A 22,558-nucleotide genomic window follows, 5' to 3' on the forward strand; every position below is an offset into this window, starting at 1 on the left:
ATGCATGAGAATATTGCTTGCAGAAGATGACACGACCCTTGCCTCTCAGGTGAAGACTTTGCTCACCGCAGAAGGCCGTGTGGTTGACGTCGCCCAGGACGGCGAGGAAGCTGGCTTCCTCGGCTCGACCGAACCCTATGACATGGTCATCCTCGACCTTGGTCTTCCCATTCGGGACGGCATCTCCATTCTGAAAGAGTGGCGCGCGGCGGGATTGGACATGCCGGTTCTGATCCTGACAGCCCGCGACGGCTGGACGGACCGCGTCGATGGCCTCGACGCCGGCGCTGACGACTACATGACCAAGCCATTTCACATGCCGGAACTTGCCGCCCGCGTGCGCGCAATGCTGCGCCGCAAATCCGGTCGCACCAATCCGCTGTTCGAAAAAGACGGCGTGGCCTTCGATACACGCAACGCCAAAGTTACATTGGGTGGCGTCCCCGTAGACCTGACCTCGCAGGAGGTCGCGGTGCTGTCCTACCTGATCCACAACGCGGGCCGCCTGATTTCGCGGACCGAACTCAGCGAACATATCTACGAATATGACGGTGACCGCGACAGCAACACTATCGCGGTGTTCATCACCCGCCTGCGCAAAAAACTGGGGTCGGACTTCATCCAGACCATCCGCGGGCGCGGCTATATGGTGGACGCAGCCTGATGTTGTCCCTGCGCCGCAGGGCTATGATCGGTGGCGCGCTCTCCGCCATGGCGTCCATTCTTGTGGGCGCCTTTGTGCTTCTCAGCTCCATCGAAAATAACGTGCTCGACCGTTTTGACCGCGCCTTGGCAGATCGCCATTCGCAGTTGGTTGTGGCGCTCAGCACAACAGCTAACGATCCCACACGGCTTGCCGAACGCGTCTACGATCCCGCCTACACCACCCCGTATTCCGGCCGCTATTGGCAGATCACATCCCCAGACGGGCAGATATTCACATCGACCTCCATGTTTGACGCCGCGCTGAAAGAGCCGTTCGGCGCTCCTAGCACGTTGACCCGCCGCTCCATTATGGGGCCGGCCGGTGAGCCCATTCGCGCAGTGTATCAAAAGATCACACTGGAAGATGGAAGCGCGTGGGGTGTCAGCGTTGCAGAAAGCCTCGCCGCTCTCACCGCAGAACGGCAACAAACCCGCCGCTCCCTTTTGCTCGCCTTTGTACTCGTGGGCCTGCTTGGCCTTGCAGGCGCATTCTTGCAGACGACCACAATCCTGCACCCGCTCGACAAGCTGCGTCGCGACGTCGCCAAACGCTGGGAGCAGGACGAGGACCTGACAACCGCCGACTACCCCGAAGAGGTCGCGCCACTGGTCGACGACATCAACGAGTTGCTGGCGCGCAACCGTGACATCATCGCCCGCGCAAGACGTCAGGCCGCTGACTTGGCCCACGCGCTAAAAACGCCCACAGCCATTCTTCGCAACGAATTGGCACTTCTGGCCGCCCAGAACCACGATATGGAGGCCTCTGTTGAGGCTTTGGATCGGGTGGATGCACAGCTCGGTCGTTCTCTGGCCCGTATGCGTGCCGCCAATAGCGGTGCGGCCGCCAATATTCGCACCGATCTGTCTAACTCGGTCGCACGCTTCACCCGCCTGTTCACCTCGATGGCCGAGCGTGACGGCAAGACGGTCCGTACGTCTTGCGCCCCGTCCCTCAGCATTCGGATGGACCAGCAAGACATCGAAGAGGTTATCGGCAACCTGCTTGATAACGCCCTGAAATGGTGTAACTCGGAGATATCCCTAACAGCCCAGAAATGGGACGAGGGCGTTGAAATCCTGATCGAGGATGACGGCCCCGGCATTCCTGAGGGCCAGGAGCGCGAGGCGCTGAAATCCGGCGGTCGTCTGGACAGCTCCAAACCCGGAACCGGCCTTGGTCTCGCCATCGCAATTGATCTGTTGCAGGCCTATGGCGCGAAGCTGAATCTGGAAAAGTCCGCAAAGCTTGGTGGCCTTGCCGTGCGCATCTTCATCCCCGGAAAACTCCGCACGGTCGCACCACAAAAAGCCGCCGCTTAATTATCTGCGGCGGGCACGGTCACGGGGGCATCTATGGCATCGGGCTGTACCAGCAAGCCATCTTTCCATATCCCACTGGCAACCTCGCCCGACGCGTAATTCAAAACGCCCCGTCCTTCGCGCTTACCGGCAGCAAACTCGCCCTCATACACATCGCCCGTATTGTAGGTGGCAACGCCCGTGCCGTGCATCTGGCCGTCCTGCCACTGCCCGGTGTAGCTGAACTTGTCCGTGGTCGTCAGCGCCCCCATGCCGGAGCGTTTACCCTCCACAAAGCTGCCTTCATAAACCATCCCGTTCGGGAACGTGGTTTTCCCTTGGCCGTGCTTTTGGCCAGCAAGCCACTGGCCCTCATAAACCTTGCCATCCGGAAAAGTCATCGTGCCTTGCCCTTCGTTGCGGGCGTTGCGGAATTCACCTTCATACCGGACGCCACTCGGGTAGGACGCAACACCAGCGCCTTCGATCACACCCTTCACCCAGCCACCTTCATAAGTGGCACCGTCCGGATATGTGATTTTGCCCTGACCGTCTGCCAGATCATCGCGCAACTGACCGACATAGACCGAGCCATCGGGATAAGTCACGGCGCCTTCTCCCTCGACGCGCCCGTCAACCCATTGTCCGGTATAGGCGAACCCGTCCGCGCGTTGTGACGTGCCTTGCCCGTGGCGTTGATCCGCCTTGAACCCGCCTTCGTAGACATCGCCATTGGCGTATTCCATCCGGCCTTGCCCGTCCCGTGCACCAGCCTTCAACGTGCCGGTGTAGACGTCGCCATTGGCATGACGTCGAACGCCTTCGCCTTCCATCTGGCCGGCAACCCAGCCGCCTTCGTAAGTCAGCCCGTCGGGCATCTCCAGTTTGCCTTGGCCTTGGCGCATTCCACCCGCCATCTCGCCGTCATAGGCAGAGCCGTCAGGATAGGTAATCTTGCCACGTCCGTCCTTCACCCCGGCCGTCCACTGGCCTTCATAGCGGTAGCCGTTCGGGTTCACCATCACACCAATACCGTGATGTTGCGCGTTCAGGAATTCGCCCTCGTAGCGAACGCCGTTTGCATAAATCGCAATACCACGGCCCGTGATTTTGCTGTCGACCCAGTCGCCTTCATAGGTGCCGCCATCCGCGAAGATAATCTTGCCAAAGCCGTTCGGCTTTCCGTCCTTGAACTGCCCTTCATAAAGCGATCCGTCGGGGAATCGCGCGGTGCCTTGACCGCTGATCTCTCCGTTCACCCAATTGCCGGAATACTCGTACCCGTTCGGCAAGGTAAAAATCCCCTGCCCGTGGCGTTTGCCCTCTTTGAAGGCTCCGGTATAGACGCCCCCGTCTTCATATTGCTTGGTCCCCGTATCCTGCGCAGCGGCAGGAAACGCGGCAAGACCGAGGCAAATCAACGAAACGACACTCAAACGCATATAGCCACACTCCAACGGACGATTTCGGCAGAGCCTAGTGGAGCAGTATCGCCCTGACAAGCGAGGCTGCCACGACATCACGTCCTTTTGGCGCACCCTCTTTCCCTCCGGCGCGGGTCTGCTAAATGTTGGCGCGTTGATCAAAGGACAGATGACATGAGCGACACGTTCCGCCTTACACTTGCGCAGCTGAATCCCACCGTCGGGGATTTTGCGGGCAATGCCGCCAAAGCCCGCGACGCGTGGCAGCAAGGCAAGGATGCTGGCGCGCGCATGGTGGCCCTGCCGGAGATGTTTATCACCGGTTATCAGGTGCAGGATCTGGTTCTCAAACCGGCCTTCACCGAAGGGGCAATGGCAACCGTCGATCAACTGGCACTGGACTGCGCGGATGGCCCTGCCGTTGGCATTGGCCACCCGATGTTCATCGACGGCGCACTCTACAACGCGTATTCCATCCTTGAAGACGGCAAGGTCAAAGCCCGCACCCTCAAGCACGAGTTGCCCAACACCCACGTGTTCGACGAACACCGTCTCTACGCCGAAGGCCCGCTTGGCGGCCCTTATTCCATCGACCCGCTGCGTATCGGCACGCCGATCTGCGAGGACGCATGGCACGAAGAGGTCTCCGAAACCCTCACCGAATCCGGTGCCGAAATCCTGCTGGTGCCAAACGGCTCGCCGTATTTCAGGGGCAAGCACAACATCCGCCTCAGCCACATGGTGGCCCGCGTGGTCGAAAACGATCTGCCGCTGGTCTATCTCAACATGGTTGGCGGCCAGGACGATCAGGTCTTCGACGGCGGCTCTTTCGTGCTGAACCGTGGCGGCAAACTGGCGCTGCAAATGCCCGCCTTCGACGAGGCGATCGCCCATATCGACTTCATCCGCGAAGATCATGGCTGGACTGCCATCGAGGGAGAGAAAATCGCGCTGCCCGATGACTACGAGCAAGACTACCGCGTTATGGTCGAAGCCCTGCGCGACTACATGCGCAAGACCGGCTTCAAGCAGGTGCTGCTTGGAATGTCCGGCGGCATCGACAGCGGCTTGGTCGCGACAATCGCCGCCGACGCGCTTGGCCCAGAAAACGTCCGCTGCGTCATGTTGCCTTCGGAATATACGTCGGAGCATTCGCTCGAAGACGCCTCCGAGGCCGCCCGCCTGCTCGGCACCCGCATCGACACAGTCTCCATCGCTGGCCCCCGCGCCGCCGTGACGGAGGCCCTCGCACCGCTGTTCAAAGGTACCAAAGAAGACCTGACCGAAGAGAATATCCAAAGCCGTCTGCGCGGCGTACTGCTCATGGCGCTGTCCAACAAATTCGGGGAAATGCTGCTCACCACCGGTAACAAATCCGAAGTTGCGGTTGGCTATGCGACGATCTACGGCGACATGGCGGGCGGCTACAACCCGATCAAGGACCTCTACAAAATGCGGGTGTTCGAGACGTGCCGCTGGCGCAACGCCAACCACCGCCCTTGGATGATGGGGCCGGAAGGCACCGTGATCCCCCAGCGGATCATCGACAAGCCCCCCTCAGCCGAACTGCGCCCCGACCAAAAGGACGAGGACAGCCTGCCACCTTATGAGGTGCTGGACGACATTCTCGAGCGGCTGGTCGACAAAGACCAATCTGTGGCCGAGGTCGTCGCGGCAGGGCATCCGCGCGAGGTGGTCAAAAAGATCGAGCACCTGATTTACATCAGCGAATACAAACGCTTCCAGTCCGCCCCCGGCGCGCGCCTGACCGAAAGCGCATTCTGGCTCGACCGTCGCTACCCAATCGTAAATCGCTGGCGCGATGACAGCTGAGTCCACCGCTAAGCTAAACGTCCTTGTCCTCGGGGCTTACGGTCTCATCGGGTCAGCCATCGTGCGGCACCTCGCCGCTGCGGGGCACATTGTCAGCGGACTTGGCCGCACGCGCGCCACGGCGCTCAAGGTTCTGCCAAGCATTCCTTGGATCATTGAAGACACTAGCAAACTGACCACCCAGCAGGCTTGGGCAAACATCTTGTCAGACGTCTCGATCGTGGTGAATTGCACGGGCGCCCTGCAAGACGGGCCGCAGGACGACCTTGAGACCGTGCATCATCATGCCGTCGTGGCCCTCGCCACCGCTTGCGCCAAGCAGGACGTGCAACTGATCCAGATATCAGCCGTTGGTGCAGAGTTGGATGCGCCGACCAGTTTCATGGCGTCGAAAGCCCGCGGTGATGCCGCCATCAAGGCTTCCGGTTGCCGCTCTCAAATCTTTCGCCCCGGTCTCGTGCTGTCCGAAACTGCCTATGGGGGCACCGCGATGCTTCGAATGCTTGCGGCAATCCCGTTGGTGCAGCCCCTCGCCTTCGCTGAAACCCAAATCCAGACAGTGTCCACCGCAGACATCGCCGCCGCGGTCCTAGCGGCCGTGGAGGGCGACGTCCCCGACGGCTTCGAGGGCGATCTGGTCGAGCCAGAACCACACACACTTGCCCAGGTCGTCCACCAACTCCGCCACTGGCTCGGCTTTTCCGACGCGGCGTCGCAGCTTCACCTGCCGCGCGGGGTGACCAAAATCGCGACGGCAATCGCAAACGGCCTCTCCCTGCTCGGCTGGCGCTCCCCGCTACGCAGCAACGCCGTCAGCGTTCTGGAAGACGGCATCACGGGTGATCCCGCCCCGTGGCGCGCCCTGAACCTGACGCCCATCGCGCCCCTTACGGAAAAGCTTGGCACCATGACAGCGCGCGCCGAGGATCGCCTCGCCGCGCGTATTTCCCTTGTCATGCCAGTGCTGGTCGCCACATTGGCGTTGTTCTGGCTCGCGTCCGGTGTCATCGGACTGCTTCAAGCGAACGCCGCAGCCGGAGTGCTTCGGGATGTCGGCTGGCCCTACCCGATGGCCGTGACCAGCGTGGTTTTCTGGGCCTTCGTCGATATAGCCCTCGGTGCCGCAATTATGATCCGCAAATACGCAGCCATGGCCTGTTGGGCAATGATCGCCGTCAGTGCAATTTACCTCGCGGCATCAACTGTAATTACGCCGCATCTCTGGGCCGACCCGTTGGGGCCTCTGGTCAAAATCTTCCCCGCAATGGTGCTCGCATTGGTCACCCGTATCTCGTTGGAGACGCGCTGATGGATTGGCTCGACCTGGTGCGCTTCATCCATGTGATGGGCGCTTGCGTCCTGATCGGAACTGGCGCAGGGATCGCGTTCTTCATGGTCATGGCGCACCGCAAACGCGATGCAGCCAGTATCGCGCAAACCGCCGCGACAGTTGTGATCGCCGATACGCTTTTCACCGCCACCGCCGCAATCCTTCAGCCAGTCAGCGGCACCGCGCTTGCATGGGGCTTGGGATGGTCCCTTTTGGAGGGGTGGATCGCAGCCTCAATCGCGCTTTATGTGCTGATCGGGATGTTGTGGCTCCCCGTGGTCTATTTCCAAATCCAAATGCGCGACGAGGCGAGGCTGTCCGCCGACACAAGCGCGCCGCTCAGCCCGCGCTATTTCAGGCTTTACAAGATCTGGTTCGCCTGCGGCATCCCCGCATTTTCCGCAATCGCGGTATTGTTGTGGCTGATGCTGATGCGGCCAGACATCTCGTTCTAAGCCCATAGCACAGCCTTGTGATTTGTCTGAACGCCCGCGATTTGGCACCACCTTCATATGAAATTATTAGCAGCCCTCGCCGTCGCCATCACGACATTTGCCGCCCCTGCCCTGGCTTGCGGGCCGGATACCGATTGCAAACTCGCCGACCGGACTTACCGCATCGCAATGCCAAGCGGCCATGACGGCAAAACGCCCGTCGGGGCCATCGTGTTTTCGCATGGTTACAAAGGGTCTGCGGCCGGGCTTATGCGAAACCGCAATTTGCGCCGCGCCGTCTCTGATATGGGATTGGCCTTCATCGCGCTGAAATCCAAAGAAGACGACTGGGTCCTGCCGAACTCGCCGCGTCATATGGACAGCGACGGGGCGGAGGAATTCGCTTACGTCGACGCGGTCATCGCCGACGCCACCAAGCGCCACCCGATTGACACGCACCGCATGGTCGCGGCCGGGTTTTCAGCTGGTGGCATGATGACATGGAACCTCGCATGTGCTCGATCTGATCTGTTTGCCGGCTTCGTACCAATCTCCGGCACGTTCTGGCAAGCGCCGCCCGAAACCTGCACGGGGCCGGTGGCGAACATCATCCATATCCATGGAGACAGTGATCCAACCGTGCCGTTGAACGGGAGGCGCATTCTGAATACGCGTCAAGGAAAGGTGGCCGACGCCTTGGACATGTACAGTGCATATGGCGGCTTTCAGCCCATCAAACCCAGCAAAACCAAACGGCTATCTTGCAAGAACAGTCGCAATCAAGACGACGACGTTCTGAGTTTCTGCCTGTTTGAAGGTGGCCATAGCTTCCGTAGCGAGTATTTGCGCTTCGCGTGGGAGGCCTTTGCGAAAGCAGGGCGCTTGTGAAGAACGGCGCCCTAGCTCGCTCGGGCATCCGATTGCGCGGCCCGCATCTCGTGCATATGACCCGGTAGGGTCACGCAAACTGTCGCCCCTTCATTCAGGCACGACGTTGTCGTCATGGCGCCTCCGCGCTGTTTCACCAGCGCCGCCGCCATCGCAATGTCGCCCACGCATTCAGCTCCGCTTTGCTCAAACGCGCTGTCATCGGAAATCGTGAAGGCCAATGTGTCTTTGCCAGATGCCTCGACAGCCACGTCGATCACACTCACCGCGCGCAAGGCCGCCTGTTCCAGTAGGCAACGCAGGACAACTTGCGTTACAGCCCAATCGCCATGCACCGGATGGCTGGGCAGGCTCATCGATATTCGTCCTTCCGGATCAACAAGAGCTGCAATGTCGCGGCACATATGCGCCAGATCAATCTCCACGAACTCTGCAGGGCTTTCGCGCAGATGGCTGGTGCTGCGCAGCACTTCGTCCAGTTCCGCGATTGCGTCCACAACGACCGTCTGGATCGAGTCCAAGTGCTTTGACTTGCCGTCACCCAGATCCAGAAAACCTTCCCGAACCATATCAAGATGCGCCAGCACCGACCGCAATGGCGATTTGGAATCAAGCATCGAATTGGTGGCAAAGGCCCTGATTTTTTCAGCGGCGGCTTTCTGGGCACTCAGCTGTCGGGTCAGCTCGATCTCTTGCAGGGTGGCCTCAGTGACATCCACTGCGACGCCCAATATTTGCGTTACAGGCCCATCTTTCCCAGCGCCAAAAATCGGCGACAGGGTCGTGCGCCACCAGCGCGATCCGGATGGTAATTCCAGAATTTCCTCGTAGGATTCGACCCCGCGTTTCGCGCGACATCTCTCATAATTGGCAACGACTGTATCAGCTTGCCGTTTCGGCAACACGTCATGAGGTGCTTTGCCGACCAAGGCCGCTGCATCGATGCCAGTCTCCCGTTCATGCTGACCACTCACATGGCCAAAGCGAAACTGCCCCTGCCCCGCGGCATTCACGCCGACATCCAACAAGAAGGACGGTAAGCCGAGCATCTCCATGACGTGTTTGATCTGTGGCGATCCGATCCATCGTAATTTACTTGGCATATGTCCCTCGCTCGCTTCCCGTCAAAGGTACGAGCGGTTGGGTTTACAGACCAATAACGCCGTCGCGGATGGCCGAAGCAAATCCAGATCAATTGAAATGGATTTGCTTCAATTGCAGAGACTAGAGCATCATTTGATAGCTCATCGGCACATACTCGAACCCGTCGTCTTTCGTGGCAACATAGCCCATCGCAGGGAACGGCATGTGGTAGCCGACCATCGGCACACGATCAGCGGCCAGCATGCCCAGAACCTTGCGGCGCGACGCGGCAGCTTGTGCCTTGTCCATGTCGAACCGCACTTCCCAATCGGGCTTGGCCAGCGACCAGACAGGGTGGTTCGCCAGATCGGCGATCAGCATCAACTGCGCCCCGTTGCTTTCGATCATATAGCCCATGTGTCCGGGCGTGTGGCCCGGTGCGGAAACGGCAGTGATGCCGGACGCAACGGACGCCCCGTCCTCGATCATCGACATTTTCTCGGACAGGGGTGCAACCTTGGCCTTGAAGCCGTCATTGTCGGCCTTGGCCCAGTGGTTATGCTCGGCAGATCCGGCGATGTAGGACGCGTTTTTGAAGGTTTCACCCCCCTCACCCATCAACCCGCCAATGTGGTCACCATGCATGTGGGTGATCACTATCTTGTCCACCTGATCGGCGGTGTATCCGGCGGCCTCAACCGCTGCGGTGATGCCCTTGGCGTTCAGGCCGGTGTCGAACAGGATCAACTCGGAGCCGGTGTTGATCAACGTCGGCGTAAAGAAGAACTGCACTTTGTCAGTGGGCAAGAACGCTTCTTCGGACACTTTGGCAAACTCTTCCGGACTAACATTCATCCCGAAAATGCTCTGCGGCTCGTCGCGGGTCGCAGTTCCGGCCAGCAAGGTCGTCACTTCAAACTCGCCCAGCTCCACGCGGCGGGACTTGGCGATGTCCATACCTTTCATCTCGGCCTTGGCAGCGGCGGCGTGGGGCAATGCGGCGGCCAGCGGCAGGCTGGCCCCAAGTGACAATGCGGCGCGTCGGGTCAGTTTCATGGTAAGAACTCCTCTGTTGGGTGGCTTTGGCTCGATCAAATAGTGCTTTGCGAGCTCATGCCAATCAATAGGCGGTGAACACGCACAGATATGGACAAATGCGGGCCGTTGTGGTTCACGAGCGGCAACCCGAAAAGGACCGCCCTCATGACCGTCACACGCTTCGCCCCTTCGCCCACTGGCTACATTCACGTAGGCAATCTGCGCACCGCGCTGTTCAACTACCTGATCGCACGCAAGGCTGGCGGCCAGTTCATCCTGCGCCTTGATGACACGGACCCTGTGCGATCAACGCAGGAATACGCGGATGCGATCAAGGTCGATCTGGAATGGCTCGGAATTGAATGGGACCGTGTGGAGACACAATCCTCCCGCCTCGATCGCTACATGGCCGCCGCTGACACGCTTCGGGAAAACGGCCGCTTCTACGAAGCGTTCGAGACCCCGACCGAGCTGGACCTCAAGCGCAAGAAGCAACTGAACATGGGCAACCCGCCGGTTTATGACCGCGCCGCGCTGACCCTGTCTGACGACGAGAAAGCCGCCCTGCGCGCCGAACGTGGCGACGGCGTCTGGCGCTTCAAGCTGGACCATGAGCGGATCGAATGGGCAGACGGCATCGTCGGCGATATCTCCATCGACGCGGCCTCGGTGTCTGATCCGGTGCTGATCCGTGGCGACGGGCAGGTGCTCTACACGCTGGCCTCTGTGGTCGATGACACCGAAATGGGCGTCACCCACGTGGTGCGCGGCTCTGACCACGTGACCAATACGGCGACCCAAATCCAGATCATCCAGGCCCTTGGCGGCAATGTCCCCAGCTTCGCGCACCATTCCCTGCTGACTGGTCCACAGGGGGAAGCGCTGTCCAAACGCCTCGGAACTCTTTCCTTGCGCGACTTACGCGCAGCAGGTGTGGAGCCGATGGCGCTGCTGTCGCTTATGGCGCGCCTTGGTTCCTCCGACCCGATCGAGCTGCGCACCTCAATGGACGAGCTTGTCGACGGCTTTGACCTCACCCACTTCGGCGCGGCCCCGACCAAGTTCGACGAACAAGACCTGTACCCGCTGACCGCGCGCTATCTGCACGCCCAAAGCACGGAGCAGGTCAAAGCTGATCTGGACGCCCTGTCCATTCCGGCAGACCAGCAAAAGGCTTTCTGGACCGTCGCCCGCGAAAACATCACCACCCGCAAGGATATCGCGGGCTGGTGGGACCTGTGCGTGAACGGTGCCGATCCTGTGATCGACGACGAGGACAAGGATTTCGTGGTGGATGCCTTGGCGATGCTGCCCGACGGTCCCTACACTGAAAACAGCTGGTCCGAATGGACCGCCGCCGTCAAGGAGGCCACAGGTCGCAAGGGTCGTGGGCTATTCATGCCGCTGCGCAAGGCGTTGACGGGTATGGACCACGGCCCCGACATGGGGTCGCTGATGCCATTGCTGCAAAAGATCAAAGCAAAGGACTAACTAGCCCCTCGCGCCCCTGACTGGGCATTTGGTCCTAAGTCTGTCAACGTCAGGTAGGCGGACGGAGCCGCCTTTTGCTGGCGCAGCTAATGCTCGCGCGGAAATTGTTTGCATTTTCTGCGTCGTACATTTGGTAGAGCAGGAGGTTTCGCCGAACCGGTCGTTCACAAGTCCTGATAAATGCCCATCCCGGATTGATCAGTCGCGGCATTTAGGCCGGTTTGCGAACGCGCAATACGGGCACATTTTGATCATCAAATTTAACTATGAAATTCGCTCGCGCAATTGCCGAGGCCAAAACCAACAGTTGTCAGAAATGCAGTGAACTTGGATGAACCCTTCTGGATATCTCCATTCTAGCTTGAGGCATTCCATTGGCAAAACAACGTTTCAGAATTTTCTCGAAGGCTTGTTTGAACCAACCTCCGAAAACTCAGGACCAGCTCAGTCGGTCGCAAACACCTACAAGTTTGAGGCTTTTGAAACGGGTCATGATCTTGCCCGCAGCCTTCACGGCGTTATCCGCGACGTTCAACGCGCCAAACTCACTGGCATGGATGCCACTCGCAACAAAATAGGCGTCCAATCCACTATCAGCTGCGCCCTTGATATCGGTGGGCAATCCATCGCCAATGGCCAGCACACAACATTTTGGAATATCTCGGCCCGTCAGGATAGCCGCTCGTCTCAGCGCCTCGTCGTAAATTGCGGGCTCCGGCTTGCCTGCATAGGTCACTCTGCCTCCCATTTGCGCGTAGCGCTGCGCGATTGAGCCGGCACAAATGACCATGCGGTTGCCGCTTCGAACGACCAAGTCGGGGTTGGCGCAAATCATCTCGACATTGTTTTTGCACATCACCTCAAGATCGTTCCCGTAGAGATCGACAGTTTCGATCGCGTCATCCAGCGGGCCGGTCAAAAGGCAAAGCTCGGCACGCGCCAAATCCACGATTGGGTTTGTCAGGCCCTCCAAGACAGACCGGTCCCGCTCCGGACCAAAGTGAAACAATGCAGCCTTGGGTTGTTTTGCAATCAACTGTGCCGTCACGTCTCCAGATGTCACGATGGTGTCAAACGCGTCGCGCGGAACGCCAAAACGGGCAAGCTGAGGATAGATGTCCTTGGACAGTCGCGGCGCATTGGTAAGCAGAATAACAAAACGGCCAGTGGCCCGGGTTTTGCACAATGCTTCTATGGCTTCGCTGAGTGCAGCATCCCCGTTGTGAAGCACGCCCCAAATATCGCAGAGCAGGCCGTCATAGTGACTGATTAATTTGCGCAGCGGGGAAAGTCCGACAGGCGTGCGCAAAATGCGGTTGGTGTGTACCATGAATAGGATGCGGTAGGTTTCAGCGGACCGTTGGTCAAGCTGAACCTTGCCGTGAGCGTCTTTCCACCAAGCGCATGTCAGACGGAATATATCTATTTCTTGCTATCTGAACGCATTGTCCCTACGGCTAAATTGTCGGGCGCATATTCAATGCGCGCGATCGTTTTCTCTTTGGTCACTCGTAGCATGTCTGTCTGTGCTGCCGGAAATTTCCGGTTACAAGCCAACACCAACCCATAAGGGTGTATGTTGGCCACCCCTTGCGGCCCTCGATCTCGTCCCATTGATGCTCAGACGCTGTTTTCCGGCGCATGATGCTCGTTTGATCCGCACGTCATCGCGAGATCAGGCGTCTTTTGATTTATGTCTGCAAGCGTTCAATTCTCGAACGACGTGATGACAGTACCTGACGGTGCTGCGCTTTCGAACTCGATTTGTGCCCTCTCGATGTCTCCGGCCGACCCTCGGGCGCGGACGTATCATGGGCGTGGCGGTGCTGTGACCCTTGTCATGGGGCCGTTGGAGTATAACCAAATGTTAGACAAGTACCTACTATTCACGCCCGGCCCCGTGAATGTGGCCGAGACATTGCGCACGGCGATCTGCAAAGAAGATATCTGCCACCGCGAACCCGATTTTGATGCCCTCCTTGGCAGCATAGAACACAAACTGATTTCGCTGTTTCAGATCAAAAACCGCGCACGGTACCGCGCAGTGGTGATCACGGGCTCCGGCACGGCTGCCAATGAAGCGATCTTGTCTTCTGTCGTCGGCAAGGGCGCAATCCTGATCTTGTCCAACGGCGAGTTCGGTGAGCGGCTGCATAAAACATCGCTCATTCACAACAAACGCACCCACTTGCTCGAGGTGCCTTGGGGCACCCCTTTCGATCCAGCTCAAATTGCCGCCTATTTGGCCGCGCACAAGATCGACGTCGTGGCGATGGTTCATCACGAAACGTGTTCGGGGATGCTCAATCCGTTGGCCGAAATCGGGGCTTTGGCCAAAACGGCAGGTGCATTGTTCGCGGTGGATGGTGTCAGCTCGGTTGGCGCTGAGGTAATCGATATGGAGGCGTGCAACATCGCGTTTGTGTCCAGCTCCAGCTCCAAAGCCATCGGCTCCTATCCCGGCTTGTCTTTTGTGGTCGGCCGCAAAAAGCATTTCAAAGCTTTGAAACGGCATGCGGCAAAGACGACGTATCTGAACCTCGCGACGTTCTATGCCTTCCTGAAACGCCACAGCCAGACGCCAAACACGCCCGCCGTGCCGCTATTTTATGCCTTGGATCAGGCGCTGACCGATATCCTGCGGATCGGCGTGATCAAACGCTATGCGCGCATCAAGGCCCGCGCAGATCTGCTGCGGGATGGCATGCGCAGGCTCAACCTCGACTTCCTGATTGAGGAGGCGGACATGTGTTCGATCCTGACAACCGTGCGCGTACCGCCATCAATTTGCGTGCACGATTTGCGCGACCGGCTGCGGGAAAAATCCATCATTATCTATGAAGGCAAAGGCTGCTTTGCGGGCAAGGTCTTTCAGGTGGGCAACATCGGCGAGCTGTCCGACTATGACATTCGGTTTTTCCTTTCAGCGCTCAAAGACGTGTTGCTGACGTTGCAGGCCGAGGCAGCCGAACTGGTCGCCCCTGTGCAGTCCAAACGCACGACCTTGGTCATGCTACCGACGCCAGATCGCCTGAGGGCCAAGGTGGTGTCATGACTGAGAAGCTGACGAGGCTTTGGGCCACAAAAACCCGCAATGATGAATGGTGGTCGTCATTTGTCACATCGCCGCTGGCGATCCTCGCCAATTGCGCGGTCGTGGACGTCCCCTGGGTTACACCCAACCGGATCACGGCGGCCTCTTTTCTTGTAGCCGTGGCGGCAACTGTCAGCATCCTCATCGGTGGCGCAGCATGGTTCATTGCGGCGGCAGTCCTTATCCATCTAAGTCACATATTAGATTGCATGGACGGGCAAATGGCGCGCTACCGGCGCGTGTCTTCCCCCGAAGGCAGCTATTATGACCGCCTGACAGATCAGGTGCAGGTCACGCTTTGGTTTGGCGCTGTTAGCTACGCTGCATTTGCCCAGTCAGCGAGCGTGGTTCCGGTCTTCCTCGCCCTGATCGGCATCGCGTTCTACGGATTGCGCGGCTACGCGAAATACGTAGCCGCTGAAATCGAAACGGCCTGCGATCCAAAGTACCCCGCACGAATGGCCCGTCTGAAAAACGTGGAAACAACGGCGGGCTTGGGCTTTGGCCTGCGCGACAACTGGGCGTGGTTCCTCGGCGAGCAACGCAAGGTTCTCGCCTTCGATGAGGGTGTGTTCATTTTCATGCTCTCCGCCGCGCTCGTCTTTAATCAACTCATCCCGATGCTGTGGGTCTTTGCAGCCAGCCAGCTGTTCTGGGGCACCTACAAGTCTTGGCAAAGGGGCAAAAACATCGGGGAAAACCGCAAGTTGGCCCTCCAGAAATAATGTCTCTCATCCCGTCTCATCTAGGACATCAGATATGAAAAATGAAATCAATCGCCCGCCCATGGCTGTTATTCTTGCCGCAGGCATCGGCTCGCGGCTTAGCCCCTTAACGGATAACTGCCCCAAAAGCCTGCTGATCGTCGGCAGCTCTGTCATTATAGAGCGGATGATCCGCAACTGTTTGAGCTGCGGCATATCGCAATTCATTCTGGTGCTGGGGCACAGAGCAGACGAGATCAAGAAATTCGTAGATAAATCCTTCCGCGGCATCCGCGTTACATACGTGATCAACGAGCGCTACCGCGACACCAACACGGGCTATTCTTTGATGCTGGCCGCTTCTGCGATAGGTGGCTCTGAGTTTATCAAGTTTGATGCAGACGTTGTGTTTGATGTGAAAATTTTGCACCAACTTGTCGACGATGATCAGCCAAACGTGCTGTGCATCGACCGGAATATCGCGCTTGAGGACGAAGAGGTGAAAGTCATCACCGATGACCAGATGCAGGTCCTCGAGGTTGGCAAATCCGTCGATTCCAAACTGGCCTTGGGCGAGTCCATCGGGATCGAGAAGATCGGAGCCAAAACCGGCCCGCTCCTTTTCGCGGAACTTGCAGAAATGATGGAGCATACCGCGCATCTGCAGGACTATTATGAGGCAGCCTATGCGCGGCTTGTGAAGAAAGGGATCATCTTTCACGCCCTAGATATCACCGGCCTGAACTGGTCCGAGATCGATACGGCTCAGGACTTCGAAACCGCAAATGCGCTCTTTAGGTCCCCGGTTACGACCATGTCGCGTGCACAACAAAAGGTAATTGACGACGTCGCAGCAAAGGCGGACGCGTTAACTTAGCCTTGTCAAATCAACACCACCACGCGCCACAATGGGTAAATGGTGGACGACCGCAGTCAAGCCGCTGCCATTCCGGCATCGGATCGCTGCATTTTGGAAGGACATTCCATGGCCAAAGGTAAAAACAGTAACAAAGAAGCTAAAAAACCGAAGCAAGAGAAACCAAAAGTCTCTGCCACAGCGAATTCTAACGCCGGTAAACCTGAACTCTCCATTGGAGGCAAGAAGGTAAAGTAGCGCGTTCAGGTCGACTTTAGCGGGCTTGATCTTCGGGGCTGTAAATCTCTTAAAAATATAGTTCTTGGCTCTATTGTAGCGACCTCTCACGACAACCATATCTCTTATATTGGCACTCAGGTGTGGCGAGTGCCAATATATCTACAATCACGCCACCCCTACCCGGAAATCTTCAAAAGGAGTATTTCCATGACGTTTACCCCCCTACATGACCGTGTCTTGGTGCGTCGCATCGAAGAAGACGAAAAGACCTCGGGCGGCCTAATCATACCCGAAACAGCCAAAGAGAAACCGCAGGAAGGCGAAGTCGTCTCCGTCGGTGCAGGCGCGAAAGACGAGGCCGGAGCACGGATCGCGATGGACGTCAAAGCTGGTGATAAAATCCTGTTCGGCAAGTGGTCCGGCACTGAGATTAAGATCGACGGCGAAGAGCTGATGATCATGAAGGAGAGCGACATTCTTGGCATCATGGCCTGAACGAAGCGACCTCTTTCACATAGTTTTCAATTAGGAATACCGACATGTCTGCAAAAGACGTCAAATTCGGCACGGACGCCCGTGACCGCATGCTCAAGGGCATCAACACGCTCGCCAACGCCGTAAAAGTCACGCTTGGTCCCAAAGGTCGCAACGTGGTGATTGCCAAATCCTACGGCGCACCGCGCATAACCAAAGACGGTGTCACGGTCGCTAAAGAAATCGAACTTACAGACGCGTTCGAGAACATGGGCGCGCAACTCGTCAAAGACGTCGCATCACGCACCAATGAGGAAGCGGGCGACGGCACCACCACGGCAACAGTTTTGGCGCAAGCCATTGTCAAAGAAGGTATGAAATCGGTTGCTGCCGGTATGAACCCTATGGATCTCAAACGCGGCATCGACAAAGCGGTTACTGCCGTTGTCGCCGAAGTTAAAGCCATGTCGCGTCCTGTGGGCGACACGGCCGAGATTGCCAAGATCGGGACCATTTCCGCCAATGGCGAAGACGCAATCGGTCAGCAAATCGCAGACGCGATGGCCAAGGTCGGCAACGAAGGTGTCATCACTGTCGAAGAGAACAAAGGTCTGGAAACAGAAACCGAAGTTGTCGAAGGCATGCAGTTCGATCGCGGCTATCTCAGCCCGTACTTCGTTACAGACCCCGCCAAGATGACCGCAAACCTAGAGGATTGCGTCATCCTTTTGCATGAGAAAAAGTTGAACTCGCTCGCGCCGATGGTCCCGTTGCTGGAGGCCGTCATGCAAGCCGACAAACAGCTTCTGGTGATCGCTGAAGACATCGACGGCGAAGCGCTTGCAACGCTTGTTGTGAACAAACTGCGCGGCGGCTTGAAGGTCGCAGGCGTCAAGGCGCCGGGTTTCGGGGATCGCCGCAAAGCAATGATGCAAGACCTTGCGGTACTGACAGGCGCTACGGTCATCTCTGAGGAATTGGGCATCAAGCTTGAAAGTGTCACAATGGACATGCTGGGCGATGCCAAGAAAATCACCATCACCAAGGACACCACGACCTTGATTGACGGGGCAGGCGACAAGGCGGAAATCGCAGCAAGGGTCGCTCAGATCCGGTCCCAGATCGAGGATACTACCTCCGACTACGACAAAGAAAAATTGCAAGAGCGGCTGGCCAAACTTGCAGGCGGCGTTGCCGTGATCAAAGTCGGCGGCGCGACCGAGATTGAGGTGAAAGAGCGCAAAGACCGTGTCGATGACGCATTGAATGCGACCCGTGCTGCGGTTGAAGAAGGTGTCGTGCCTGGCGGCGGTGTCGCGTTGGTGCATGCTGGCAAAGTCTTGAAGGACCTGACGGGCGATAACCCGGATCAATCAGCCGGCATTGCGATTATTCGCAAAGCTCTTCAGGCACCTCTGCGCCAGATCGCCGAGAACGCCGGTGTCGATGGCGCGGTCGTTGCTGGCAAGATTGTTGAAAACACCAGCAAGACCTTTGGCTACGATGCCCAGTCAGAACAATACGGGGATATGCTAAAGGCTGGTATCATTGACCCGACTAAGGTTGTTCGGGGTGCCCTTCAATACGCCGCATCGGTCGCGGGACTTTTGATCACGACCGAGGCCATGGTAGCTGACAAACCCGCGAAATCAGGTGGGCACGGCATGTCAGATATGGACGGCATGGGGGGTATGGGCGGCATGATGTAGCCCAATCTTAGAACGCGGCCCGCAGGTATTTTCTGCGGGCCATTCCGTTTCGAAGATAATCAAAGCAACCGATCATAACCTCTCTTTTCCGAATGGAAAAATCATGAAAAACGTGGCTCTTGCCGCCGCACTTGCGGCATCTTTTGCTTCCTCTTCACATGCGATGACGACCGAGATTGATACGGACGGAGATGGATTGGCCTCGCTGTCCGAACTCATGGTTTTCTACCCTGAACTCACCGCAGAGCTATTCCGCGAAATGGACACAAATGAAGATGGTCTGATTGACGATGAAGAGATGGCCATTGCGGTCAATCTTGGCATTCTCGCCGATCCGGAAGTCGACCTGTAATGTCTGCACTTGGAGCAAATTCCATACGACACCGCAGACTGTTCCGATGGACTTTTTCCGCGTCCGGACTCTGGCTCATGTTGTCCCCATTTTTGCTGTTTTCGGGCCAAGCCACCAGTAGCAATTTTGTCTTTGGCGAGGCGGGAGTGATGTTCATTTCGGGTCTCCTGGCGCTCATTGTTGCGGGATACAGCTGTAGCACGCACAATTTGATGCCACCGTATCTAGGACTTGTCTTGGGGCTTGGGGTCGCAACCGCCCCATGGCTTGCCGAGTTCGCCGATATGATAACAACATGGAACGCCGCAGTTGTTGGGGTAATCTTGACTGGAGTTGCGTTCTTTGAATTCGTGCAGGACCAACCAGAACCCAACAATGGATAAAACTTGTGTGGGGTGAGCGTCGTCCCACACGCTGCATACTCCGTGGCTAATTGGCTATTAATGGATGCAGCATATGCATCAGTCAGCTACGAGCACTAACCCACCAATACCTTGGTTGATGGAACCTTGAATTCTGAGAGGTTTGGTCCTAATTTTCGCTCAGGAAGAGGAGTGCCCTGCGCATGATCAAATAGGTTAAATCCACAAGTGCCTTCGGGCGGGAACAAACTTATTTGAGGAGCACCAGATGCATCCCATTATTTACGATGTGGCCGTCTCGATCGACGGCTTTATTTCAGGTCCCGATGAGGACATCTCAGCATTTGCACATGAAGGTAAGGTTGTTGAAGACTACGAAGCCCGGTTGGCTGGCTACTCCGTCGCAATCATGGGCAGAAAAACATACGAGTTTGGCTATCGCTTTGGCATGACGCCCGGCCAGAATCCTTACAGCCACATGAAGACGATCGTATTTTCGCAGTCGCTTCATCTGCCGGCGAACAGCGAGGTCCAAATCCAGCAGAAGCAAGACAACGCCCTTTTCCAAAACCTCAAGAAAGCCGCAGGCGCCCCGATCTATCTATGCGGTGGCGGTGCATTTGCCGGGTCGCTTCTGACGTCGGGCTTAATTGATGTCATCCGACTTAAAAGAGCGCCAATTCTGCTTGGAAGTGGAACCAGACTGTTCGGTCCGACGAGCACACCCGCACAACTCCGCCATAAGTCGACCAAAGAATATGATGGTGGCTACTTATTGCAAGAATTTGAAGTTTCACGTTGAAGTAGACAGATCCACGACATCGCGAGATGCGGAAACGCGAACGGCAGCTTTTCCGCAATCCGTGTGCACGCCGGATTGGTTTGCGGCGTCTTGCATGAGTGACCAGTTTCTCTTCTGCAAGGCAGCGTTGAAAATCGTGCGCCTTCGGCATTATCTGTGCCGCAAGCGCACGCAGCGAACGATCGACACTTCTTCACTAAGCTCAAAGTAGCCCTTACCCGCGCGGGTCGCGAGTGGTAGATTTAACCACTGCAAACGTAACGTATCGGCAAAGCCGATCAATCCTAAACCTTTCGTCGCACCTAACTCCCGCTCATCCAGCCGCGCAGCATCGCCTGCGCGGTGGGGCTGTCCCACTCCGCATCGCCGTTGAAGCGGGCGACCTCAAGACCATCCGGCCCGATCAGCACCGTCAAAGGCAGGCTGCTGCCGCCAATGCCCTTCATCAGCGCCATTTTCGGATCAAACAGCTTTGGCAGATGCGTGATCCCTTTTTCCGTGAAAAACTTGTCCACCGCAGGGCGCGAGTTCCGGCCCGTTGCAATGGCTACCACCTCAAACTTGGCACCCCCCAAAGCGGCGTCCAGACGCTCCAGTGACGGCATTTCCTTGACGCAAGGCGCACACCACAAGGCCCAGAAGTTCAGCAACACATACTTGCCGCGATAGTCAGACAGCTTAACAGCCTTACCGCTCGCATCAGTTACGGCGGTTTGGGGCACCGCACGCGGCTCGCCATGCAGCTGCAAAGCCGCTAGATCGCCCTCCGCAAGCGTGAACAGCGCATCCGTGCCAGCGACCGCAGGGTTTGCACCTGCCGCTAGGCCCGCGTATAGCACCAAGAGCTTCAAAAACCGCATTTCATTACTCCAAAGAGCCAGTCACATGACCGACCAGAAAAAAGACGCATCCAACGCCATGTGGGGCGGGCGCTTCGCCGCCGGTCCAGACGCCATTATGGAGGCGATCAACGCCTCCATCGGGTTCGACCAACGGTTCGCCCGTCAAGATATCGAGGGCTCCCGCGCCCACGCCGCCATGCTTGGCGCCAAAGGCATTATTACGGGTAACGATGCCGAAGCGATCAGGGAAGGCCTCCTCACGGTCTTGTCAGAGATCGAGACCGGAAAGTTCCAGTTTTCCGCCGCCTTGGAAGACATCCATATGAACGTGGAAGCCCGTCTACGAGATCTAATCGGCGACGCCGCAGGCCGGTTGCACACCGGACGGTCCCGCAATGACCAGGTTGCACTGGATTTCCGCTTGTGGGTGCGTGACCAAGTGGACGCCGCCATCGTCAGCATTCAGGCGTTGCAAAAGGCGCTTCTGGCACAGGCCGAAGCCGGTGCGGACTGGGTCATGCCGGGCTTCACCCACCTGCAAACCGCGCAACCTGTAACATGGGGCCATCACATGCTGGCCTATGTCGAGATGTTGGGCCGCGATGTGTCCCGTTTCACCGACGCCCGTGCCCGGATGAACGAATCGCCCCTCGGCACGGCAGCGCTGGCTGGCACGTCCTTCCCCATCGACCGCCACATGACAGCGGAAGCCTTGGGCTTCGACCGCCCCGCCGCCAACTCGCTGGATGCGGTCGCCGACCGCGACTTCGTGCTCGACTTCCTCGGAGCCGCGTCGATCTGCGCCATGCACCTGTCGCGCCTGTCCGAGGAGCTGGTGATCTGGTCCTCCGCCCAGTTCCGCTTCGTCACGCTCAGCGACCGCTTCTCCACGGGCTCCTCGATCATGCCGCAAAAGAAGAACCCCGACGCGGCCGAGCTGATCCGCGCCAAAATCGGCCGCATCTACGGGGCCAACACTGCGCTGATGATCGTGATGAAGGGGCTGCCGCTGACCTATTCCAAGGACATGCAGGAAGACAAGGAAATGACCTTTGACGCCGCTGACAGCTTGATGTTGGCATTGGCCGCGATGACAGGAATGGTCGCCGATATGACCGCCAACCAGCCAGAACTGGAAAAAGCTGCGGCTTCCGGCTTCTCCACCGCGACCGATCTGGCCGATTGGCTGGTGCGCACCCTTGATATGCCCTTCCGCGAGGCCCACCATGTAACAGGTGCGCTGGTAAAACTGGCCGAAGACAAGGGCTGCGACCTGCCGGACCTGAGCCTTGCCGACATGACCGGCGTGCACGCTAAGATCACCCGCGACGTCTTCGACGTGCTCGGGGTTCACAATTCGGTCGCCAGCCGCACCAGCTATGGCGGCACGGCCCCCGACAATGTCCGCGCGCAGGTCGCACTCTGGAAGGAGAAACTGGCATGAAACACACACTCGCACTGGGCTTGATCGCCATGCTGGCCGCTTGCGGCATCGACGGGGAGCCAAGCTCGCCAGAGCCGGAAGCCGCCACCAAGTCGGGCATCACAATCACAGGCCGCGCCGAGGTCGGTGTGCGCAAAAAGTGGTAATCCAC

Annotated in this window: 23 protein-coding genes; 18 read left to right on the plus strand and 5 right to left on the minus strand. The window is 57.9% G+C overall.

The genetic code is table 11. From position 1 onward, the window contains the following. The first annotated feature begins 4 nt into the window (after positions 1–4). Together BUB72_RS11035 and BUB72_RS11040 are read left to right on the plus strand one after the other, a co-directional pair. On the plus strand, positions 5–664 hold the full coding sequence (locus BUB72_RS11035) for a response regulator (protein WP_073143773.1): 660 nt from the start codon (positions 5–7) through the stop codon (positions 662–664). Beyond that, positions 664–2,028, plus strand: a complete 1,365-nt coding sequence (locus BUB72_RS11040) for a sensor histidine kinase (protein WP_073143774.1) — start codon at positions 664–666, stop codon at positions 2,026–2,028. The genes BUB72_RS11035 and BUB72_RS11040 overlap by 1 nt, the downstream gene beginning before the upstream one ends. On the opposite strand, the gene BUB72_RS11045 is transcribed toward BUB72_RS11040, so the two are convergent. Continuing rightward, positions 2,025–3,449, minus strand: coding sequence for an MORN repeat-containing protein (locus BUB72_RS11045; RefSeq protein WP_073143775.1), 1,425 nt, complete (start codon positions 3,447–3,449; stop codon positions 2,025–2,027). The genes BUB72_RS11040 and BUB72_RS11045 overlap by 4 nt on opposite strands. 156 nt (positions 3,450–3,605) lie before the next feature. Between BUB72_RS11045 and BUB72_RS11050 the strand changes: the two genes are divergently transcribed. From BUB72_RS11050 to BUB72_RS11065, 4 genes are read left to right on the plus strand one after another with little or no spacing between them, the layout of a single operon-like run. Next, the gene (locus BUB72_RS11050) at positions 3,606–5,264 is read left to right on the plus strand and encodes an NAD+ synthase (protein ID WP_073143776.1); all 1,659 of its coding nucleotides are present in this window, start codon (positions 3,606–3,608) and stop codon (positions 5,262–5,264) included. Further along, entirely contained in the window at positions 5,254–6,573 is a 1,320-nt protein-coding gene (locus tag BUB72_RS11055; RefSeq protein ID WP_073143777.1) for an SDR family oxidoreductase, read from the plus strand. The genes BUB72_RS11050 and BUB72_RS11055 overlap by 11 nt, the downstream gene beginning before the upstream one ends. Then, complete coding sequence (locus BUB72_RS11060; RefSeq protein ID WP_073143778.1) at positions 6,573–7,049, plus strand: DUF2269 family protein; 477 nt, start codon at positions 6,573–6,575, stop codon at positions 7,047–7,049. Before BUB72_RS11055 ends, BUB72_RS11060 begins: the two co-directional genes overlap by 1 nt. A gap of 57 nt (positions 7,050–7,106) precedes the next feature. Beyond that, entirely contained in the window at positions 7,107–7,916 is an 810-nt protein-coding gene (locus BUB72_RS11065) for a CE1 family esterase (RefSeq protein ID WP_073143779.1), read from the plus strand. 11 nt (positions 7,917–7,927) lie between these two features. Here BUB72_RS11065 and BUB72_RS11070 read toward each other — a convergent pair whose 3' ends face one another. Together BUB72_RS11070 and BUB72_RS11075 are read right to left on the minus strand one after the other, a co-directional pair. Continuing rightward, on the minus strand, positions 7,928–9,019 hold the full coding sequence (locus BUB72_RS11070; RefSeq protein WP_083588638.1) for a PAS domain-containing protein: 1,092 nt from the start codon (positions 9,017–9,019) through the stop codon (positions 7,928–7,930). Positions 9,020–9,140: 121 nt separating this feature from the next. Continuing rightward, positions 9,141–10,055: an MBL fold metallo-hydrolase gene (locus BUB72_RS11075; protein ID WP_073143781.1), complete on the minus strand. Its 915-nt coding sequence runs from the start codon at positions 10,053–10,055 to the stop codon at positions 9,141–9,143. Positions 10,056–10,202: 147 nt separating this feature from the next. Here BUB72_RS11075 and gltX point away from each other — a divergent pair, with 147 nt between their 5' ends. After that, positions 10,203–11,528, plus strand: coding sequence for a glutamate--tRNA ligase (gltX, locus tag BUB72_RS11080; protein WP_073144363.1), 1,326 nt, complete (start codon positions 10,203–10,205; stop codon positions 11,526–11,528). 433 nt (positions 11,529–11,961) lie between these two features. Here gltX and BUB72_RS11085 read toward each other — a convergent pair whose 3' ends face one another. After that, on the minus strand, positions 11,962–12,858 hold the full coding sequence (locus tag BUB72_RS11085) for a TIGR01459 family HAD-type hydrolase (RefSeq protein ID WP_073143782.1): 897 nt from the start codon (positions 12,856–12,858) through the stop codon (positions 11,962–11,964). 396 nt (positions 12,859–13,254) lie between these two features. Between BUB72_RS11085 and BUB72_RS11090 the strand changes: the two genes are divergently transcribed. The 9 genes from BUB72_RS11090 (at position 13,255) to BUB72_RS11130 (ending at position 20,121) form a co-directional block, all read left to right on the plus strand. Further along, the gene (locus tag BUB72_RS11090) at positions 13,255–14,583 is read left to right on the plus strand and encodes a pyridoxal-phosphate-dependent aminotransferase family protein (RefSeq protein ID WP_245814806.1); all 1,329 of its coding nucleotides are present in this window, start codon (positions 13,255–13,257) and stop codon (positions 14,581–14,583) included. After that, positions 14,580–15,347: a CDP-alcohol phosphatidyltransferase family protein gene (locus BUB72_RS11095; RefSeq protein ID WP_073143784.1), complete on the plus strand. Its 768-nt coding sequence runs from the start codon at positions 14,580–14,582 to the stop codon at positions 15,345–15,347. The genes BUB72_RS11090 and BUB72_RS11095 overlap by 4 nt, the downstream gene beginning before the upstream one ends. A gap of 34 nt (positions 15,348–15,381) precedes the next feature. Beyond that, positions 15,382–16,203, plus strand: coding sequence for a phosphocholine cytidylyltransferase family protein (locus BUB72_RS11100; protein ID WP_073143785.1), 822 nt, complete (start codon positions 15,382–15,384; stop codon positions 16,201–16,203). Between the two features lie 39 nt (positions 16,204–16,242). Next, positions 16,243–16,440, plus strand: coding sequence for a hypothetical protein (locus BUB72_RS18840; RefSeq protein ID WP_073143786.1), 198 nt, complete (start codon positions 16,243–16,245; stop codon positions 16,438–16,440). A gap of 189 nt (positions 16,441–16,629) precedes the next feature. Further along, positions 16,630–16,917, plus strand: a complete 288-nt coding sequence (locus tag BUB72_RS11110; protein ID WP_073143787.1) for a co-chaperone GroES — start codon at positions 16,630–16,632, stop codon at positions 16,915–16,917. 44 nt (positions 16,918–16,961) lie between these two features. Beyond that, positions 16,962–18,605 (plus strand): chaperonin GroEL, encoded by a 1,644-nt coding sequence (groL, locus tag BUB72_RS11115; RefSeq protein ID WP_073143788.1) that lies wholly within the window; start codon positions 16,962–16,964, stop codon positions 18,603–18,605. Between the two features lie 103 nt (positions 18,606–18,708). Further along, positions 18,709–18,957, plus strand: coding sequence for an EF-hand domain-containing protein (locus tag BUB72_RS11120; protein WP_073143789.1), 249 nt, complete (start codon positions 18,709–18,711; stop codon positions 18,955–18,957). Then, positions 18,957–19,340: an SPW repeat domain-containing protein gene (locus BUB72_RS19300; RefSeq protein WP_483869213.1), complete on the plus strand. Its 384-nt coding sequence runs from the start codon at positions 18,957–18,959 to the stop codon at positions 19,338–19,340. Before BUB72_RS11120 ends, BUB72_RS19300 begins: the two co-directional genes overlap by 1 nt. A gap of 247 nt (positions 19,341–19,587) precedes the next feature. After that, on the plus strand, positions 19,588–20,121 hold the full coding sequence (locus tag BUB72_RS11130) for a dihydrofolate reductase family protein (RefSeq protein WP_073143791.1): 534 nt from the start codon (positions 19,588–19,590) through the stop codon (positions 20,119–20,121). Positions 20,122–20,423: 302 nt separating this feature from the next. Here the strand turns inward: BUB72_RS11130 and BUB72_RS11135 are convergent, their stop codons facing one another. Further along, a complete protein-coding gene (locus BUB72_RS11135; RefSeq protein ID WP_073143792.1) occupies positions 20,424–20,981 on the minus strand; it encodes a TlpA disulfide reductase family protein in 558 nt (185 codons plus the stop codon). A gap of 25 nt (positions 20,982–21,006) precedes the next feature. On the opposite strand from BUB72_RS11135, the gene argH reads away from it, so the two are divergent. Together argH and BUB72_RS11145 are read left to right on the plus strand one after the other, a co-directional pair. After that, on the plus strand, positions 21,007–22,407 hold the full coding sequence (argH, locus tag BUB72_RS11140) for an argininosuccinate lyase (RefSeq protein WP_073143793.1): 1,401 nt from the start codon (positions 21,007–21,009) through the stop codon (positions 22,405–22,407). Continuing rightward, positions 22,404–22,553: an argininosuccinate lyase gene (locus tag BUB72_RS11145; protein ID WP_073143794.1), complete on the plus strand. Its 150-nt coding sequence runs from the start codon at positions 22,404–22,406 to the stop codon at positions 22,551–22,553. The genes argH and BUB72_RS11145 overlap by 4 nt, the downstream gene beginning before the upstream one ends. The last annotated feature ends 5 nt before the right edge of the window (positions 22,554–22,558 follow it).

The organism is Litoreibacter ascidiaceicola (assembly GCF_900129235.1).
GTDB classification, from domain to species: domain Bacteria; phylum Pseudomonadota; class Alphaproteobacteria; order Rhodobacterales; family Rhodobacteraceae; genus Litoreibacter; species Litoreibacter ascidiaceicola.

Excerpts from the sequence above, each read along its gene's own strand:
- groL (WP_073143788.1), top strand. The coding sequence starts at position 16,962 with ATGTCTGCAAAAGACGTCAAATTCGGCACGGACGCCCGTGACCGCATG.
- BUB72_RS11145 (WP_073143794.1), top strand. The coding sequence starts at position 22,404 with ATGAAACACACACTCGCACTGGGCTTGATCGCCATGCTGGCCGCTTGC.
- BUB72_RS11090 (WP_245814806.1), top strand. The coding sequence starts at position 13,255 with ATGACAGTACCTGACGGTGCTGCGCTTTCGAACTCGATTTGTGCCCTC.
- BUB72_RS11095 (WP_073143784.1), top strand. The coding sequence starts at position 14,580 with ATGACTGAGAAGCTGACGAGGCTTTGGGCCACAAAAACCCGCAATGAT.
- BUB72_RS18840 (WP_073143786.1), top strand. The coding sequence starts at position 16,243 with ATGGTGGACGACCGCAGTCAAGCCGCTGCCATTCCGGCATCGGATCGC.
- BUB72_RS11085 (WP_073143782.1), bottom strand. The coding sequence starts at position 12,858 with ATGGTACACACCAACCGCATTTTGCGCACGCCTGTCGGACTTTCCCCG.
- BUB72_RS11120 (WP_073143789.1), top strand. The coding sequence starts at position 18,709 with ATGAAAAACGTGGCTCTTGCCGCCGCACTTGCGGCATCTTTTGCTTCC.
- BUB72_RS11065 (WP_073143779.1), top strand. The coding sequence starts at position 7,107 with ATGAAATTATTAGCAGCCCTCGCCGTCGCCATCACGACATTTGCCGCC.
- BUB72_RS11045 (WP_073143775.1), bottom strand. The coding sequence starts at position 3,449 with ATGCGTTTGAGTGTCGTTTCGTTGATTTGCCTCGGTCTTGCCGCGTTT.
- BUB72_RS11070 (WP_083588638.1), bottom strand. The coding sequence starts at position 9,019 with ATGCCAAGTAAATTACGATGGATCGGATCGCCACAGATCAAACACGTC.
- BUB72_RS11135 (WP_073143792.1), bottom strand. The coding sequence starts at position 20,981 with ATGCGGTTTTTGAAGCTCTTGGTGCTATACGCGGGCCTAGCGGCAGGT.
- BUB72_RS11100 (WP_073143785.1), top strand. The coding sequence starts at position 15,382 with ATGAAAAATGAAATCAATCGCCCGCCCATGGCTGTTATTCTTGCCGCA.
- BUB72_RS11035 (WP_073143773.1), top strand. The coding sequence starts at position 5 with ATGAGAATATTGCTTGCAGAAGATGACACGACCCTTGCCTCTCAGGTG.
- BUB72_RS11075 (WP_073143781.1), bottom strand. The coding sequence starts at position 10,055 with ATGAAACTGACCCGACGCGCCGCATTGTCACTTGGGGCCAGCCTGCCG.
- BUB72_RS11110 (WP_073143787.1), top strand. The coding sequence starts at position 16,630 with ATGACGTTTACCCCCCTACATGACCGTGTCTTGGTGCGTCGCATCGAA.
- argH (WP_073143793.1), top strand. The coding sequence starts at position 21,007 with ATGACCGACCAGAAAAAAGACGCATCCAACGCCATGTGGGGCGGGCGC.
- BUB72_RS11050 (WP_073143776.1), top strand. The coding sequence starts at position 3,606 with ATGAGCGACACGTTCCGCCTTACACTTGCGCAGCTGAATCCCACCGTC.
- BUB72_RS11055 (WP_073143777.1), top strand. The coding sequence starts at position 5,254 with ATGACAGCTGAGTCCACCGCTAAGCTAAACGTCCTTGTCCTCGGGGCT.
- BUB72_RS11060 (WP_073143778.1), top strand. The coding sequence starts at position 6,573 with ATGGATTGGCTCGACCTGGTGCGCTTCATCCATGTGATGGGCGCTTGC.
- BUB72_RS11040 (WP_073143774.1), top strand. The coding sequence starts at position 664 with ATGTTGTCCCTGCGCCGCAGGGCTATGATCGGTGGCGCGCTCTCCGCC.
- gltX (WP_073144363.1), top strand. The coding sequence starts at position 10,203 with ATGACCGTCACACGCTTCGCCCCTTCGCCCACTGGCTACATTCACGTA.
- BUB72_RS19300 (WP_483869213.1), top strand. The coding sequence starts at position 18,957 with ATGTCTGCACTTGGAGCAAATTCCATACGACACCGCAGACTGTTCCGA.
- BUB72_RS11130 (WP_073143791.1), top strand. The coding sequence starts at position 19,588 with ATGCATCCCATTATTTACGATGTGGCCGTCTCGATCGACGGCTTTATT.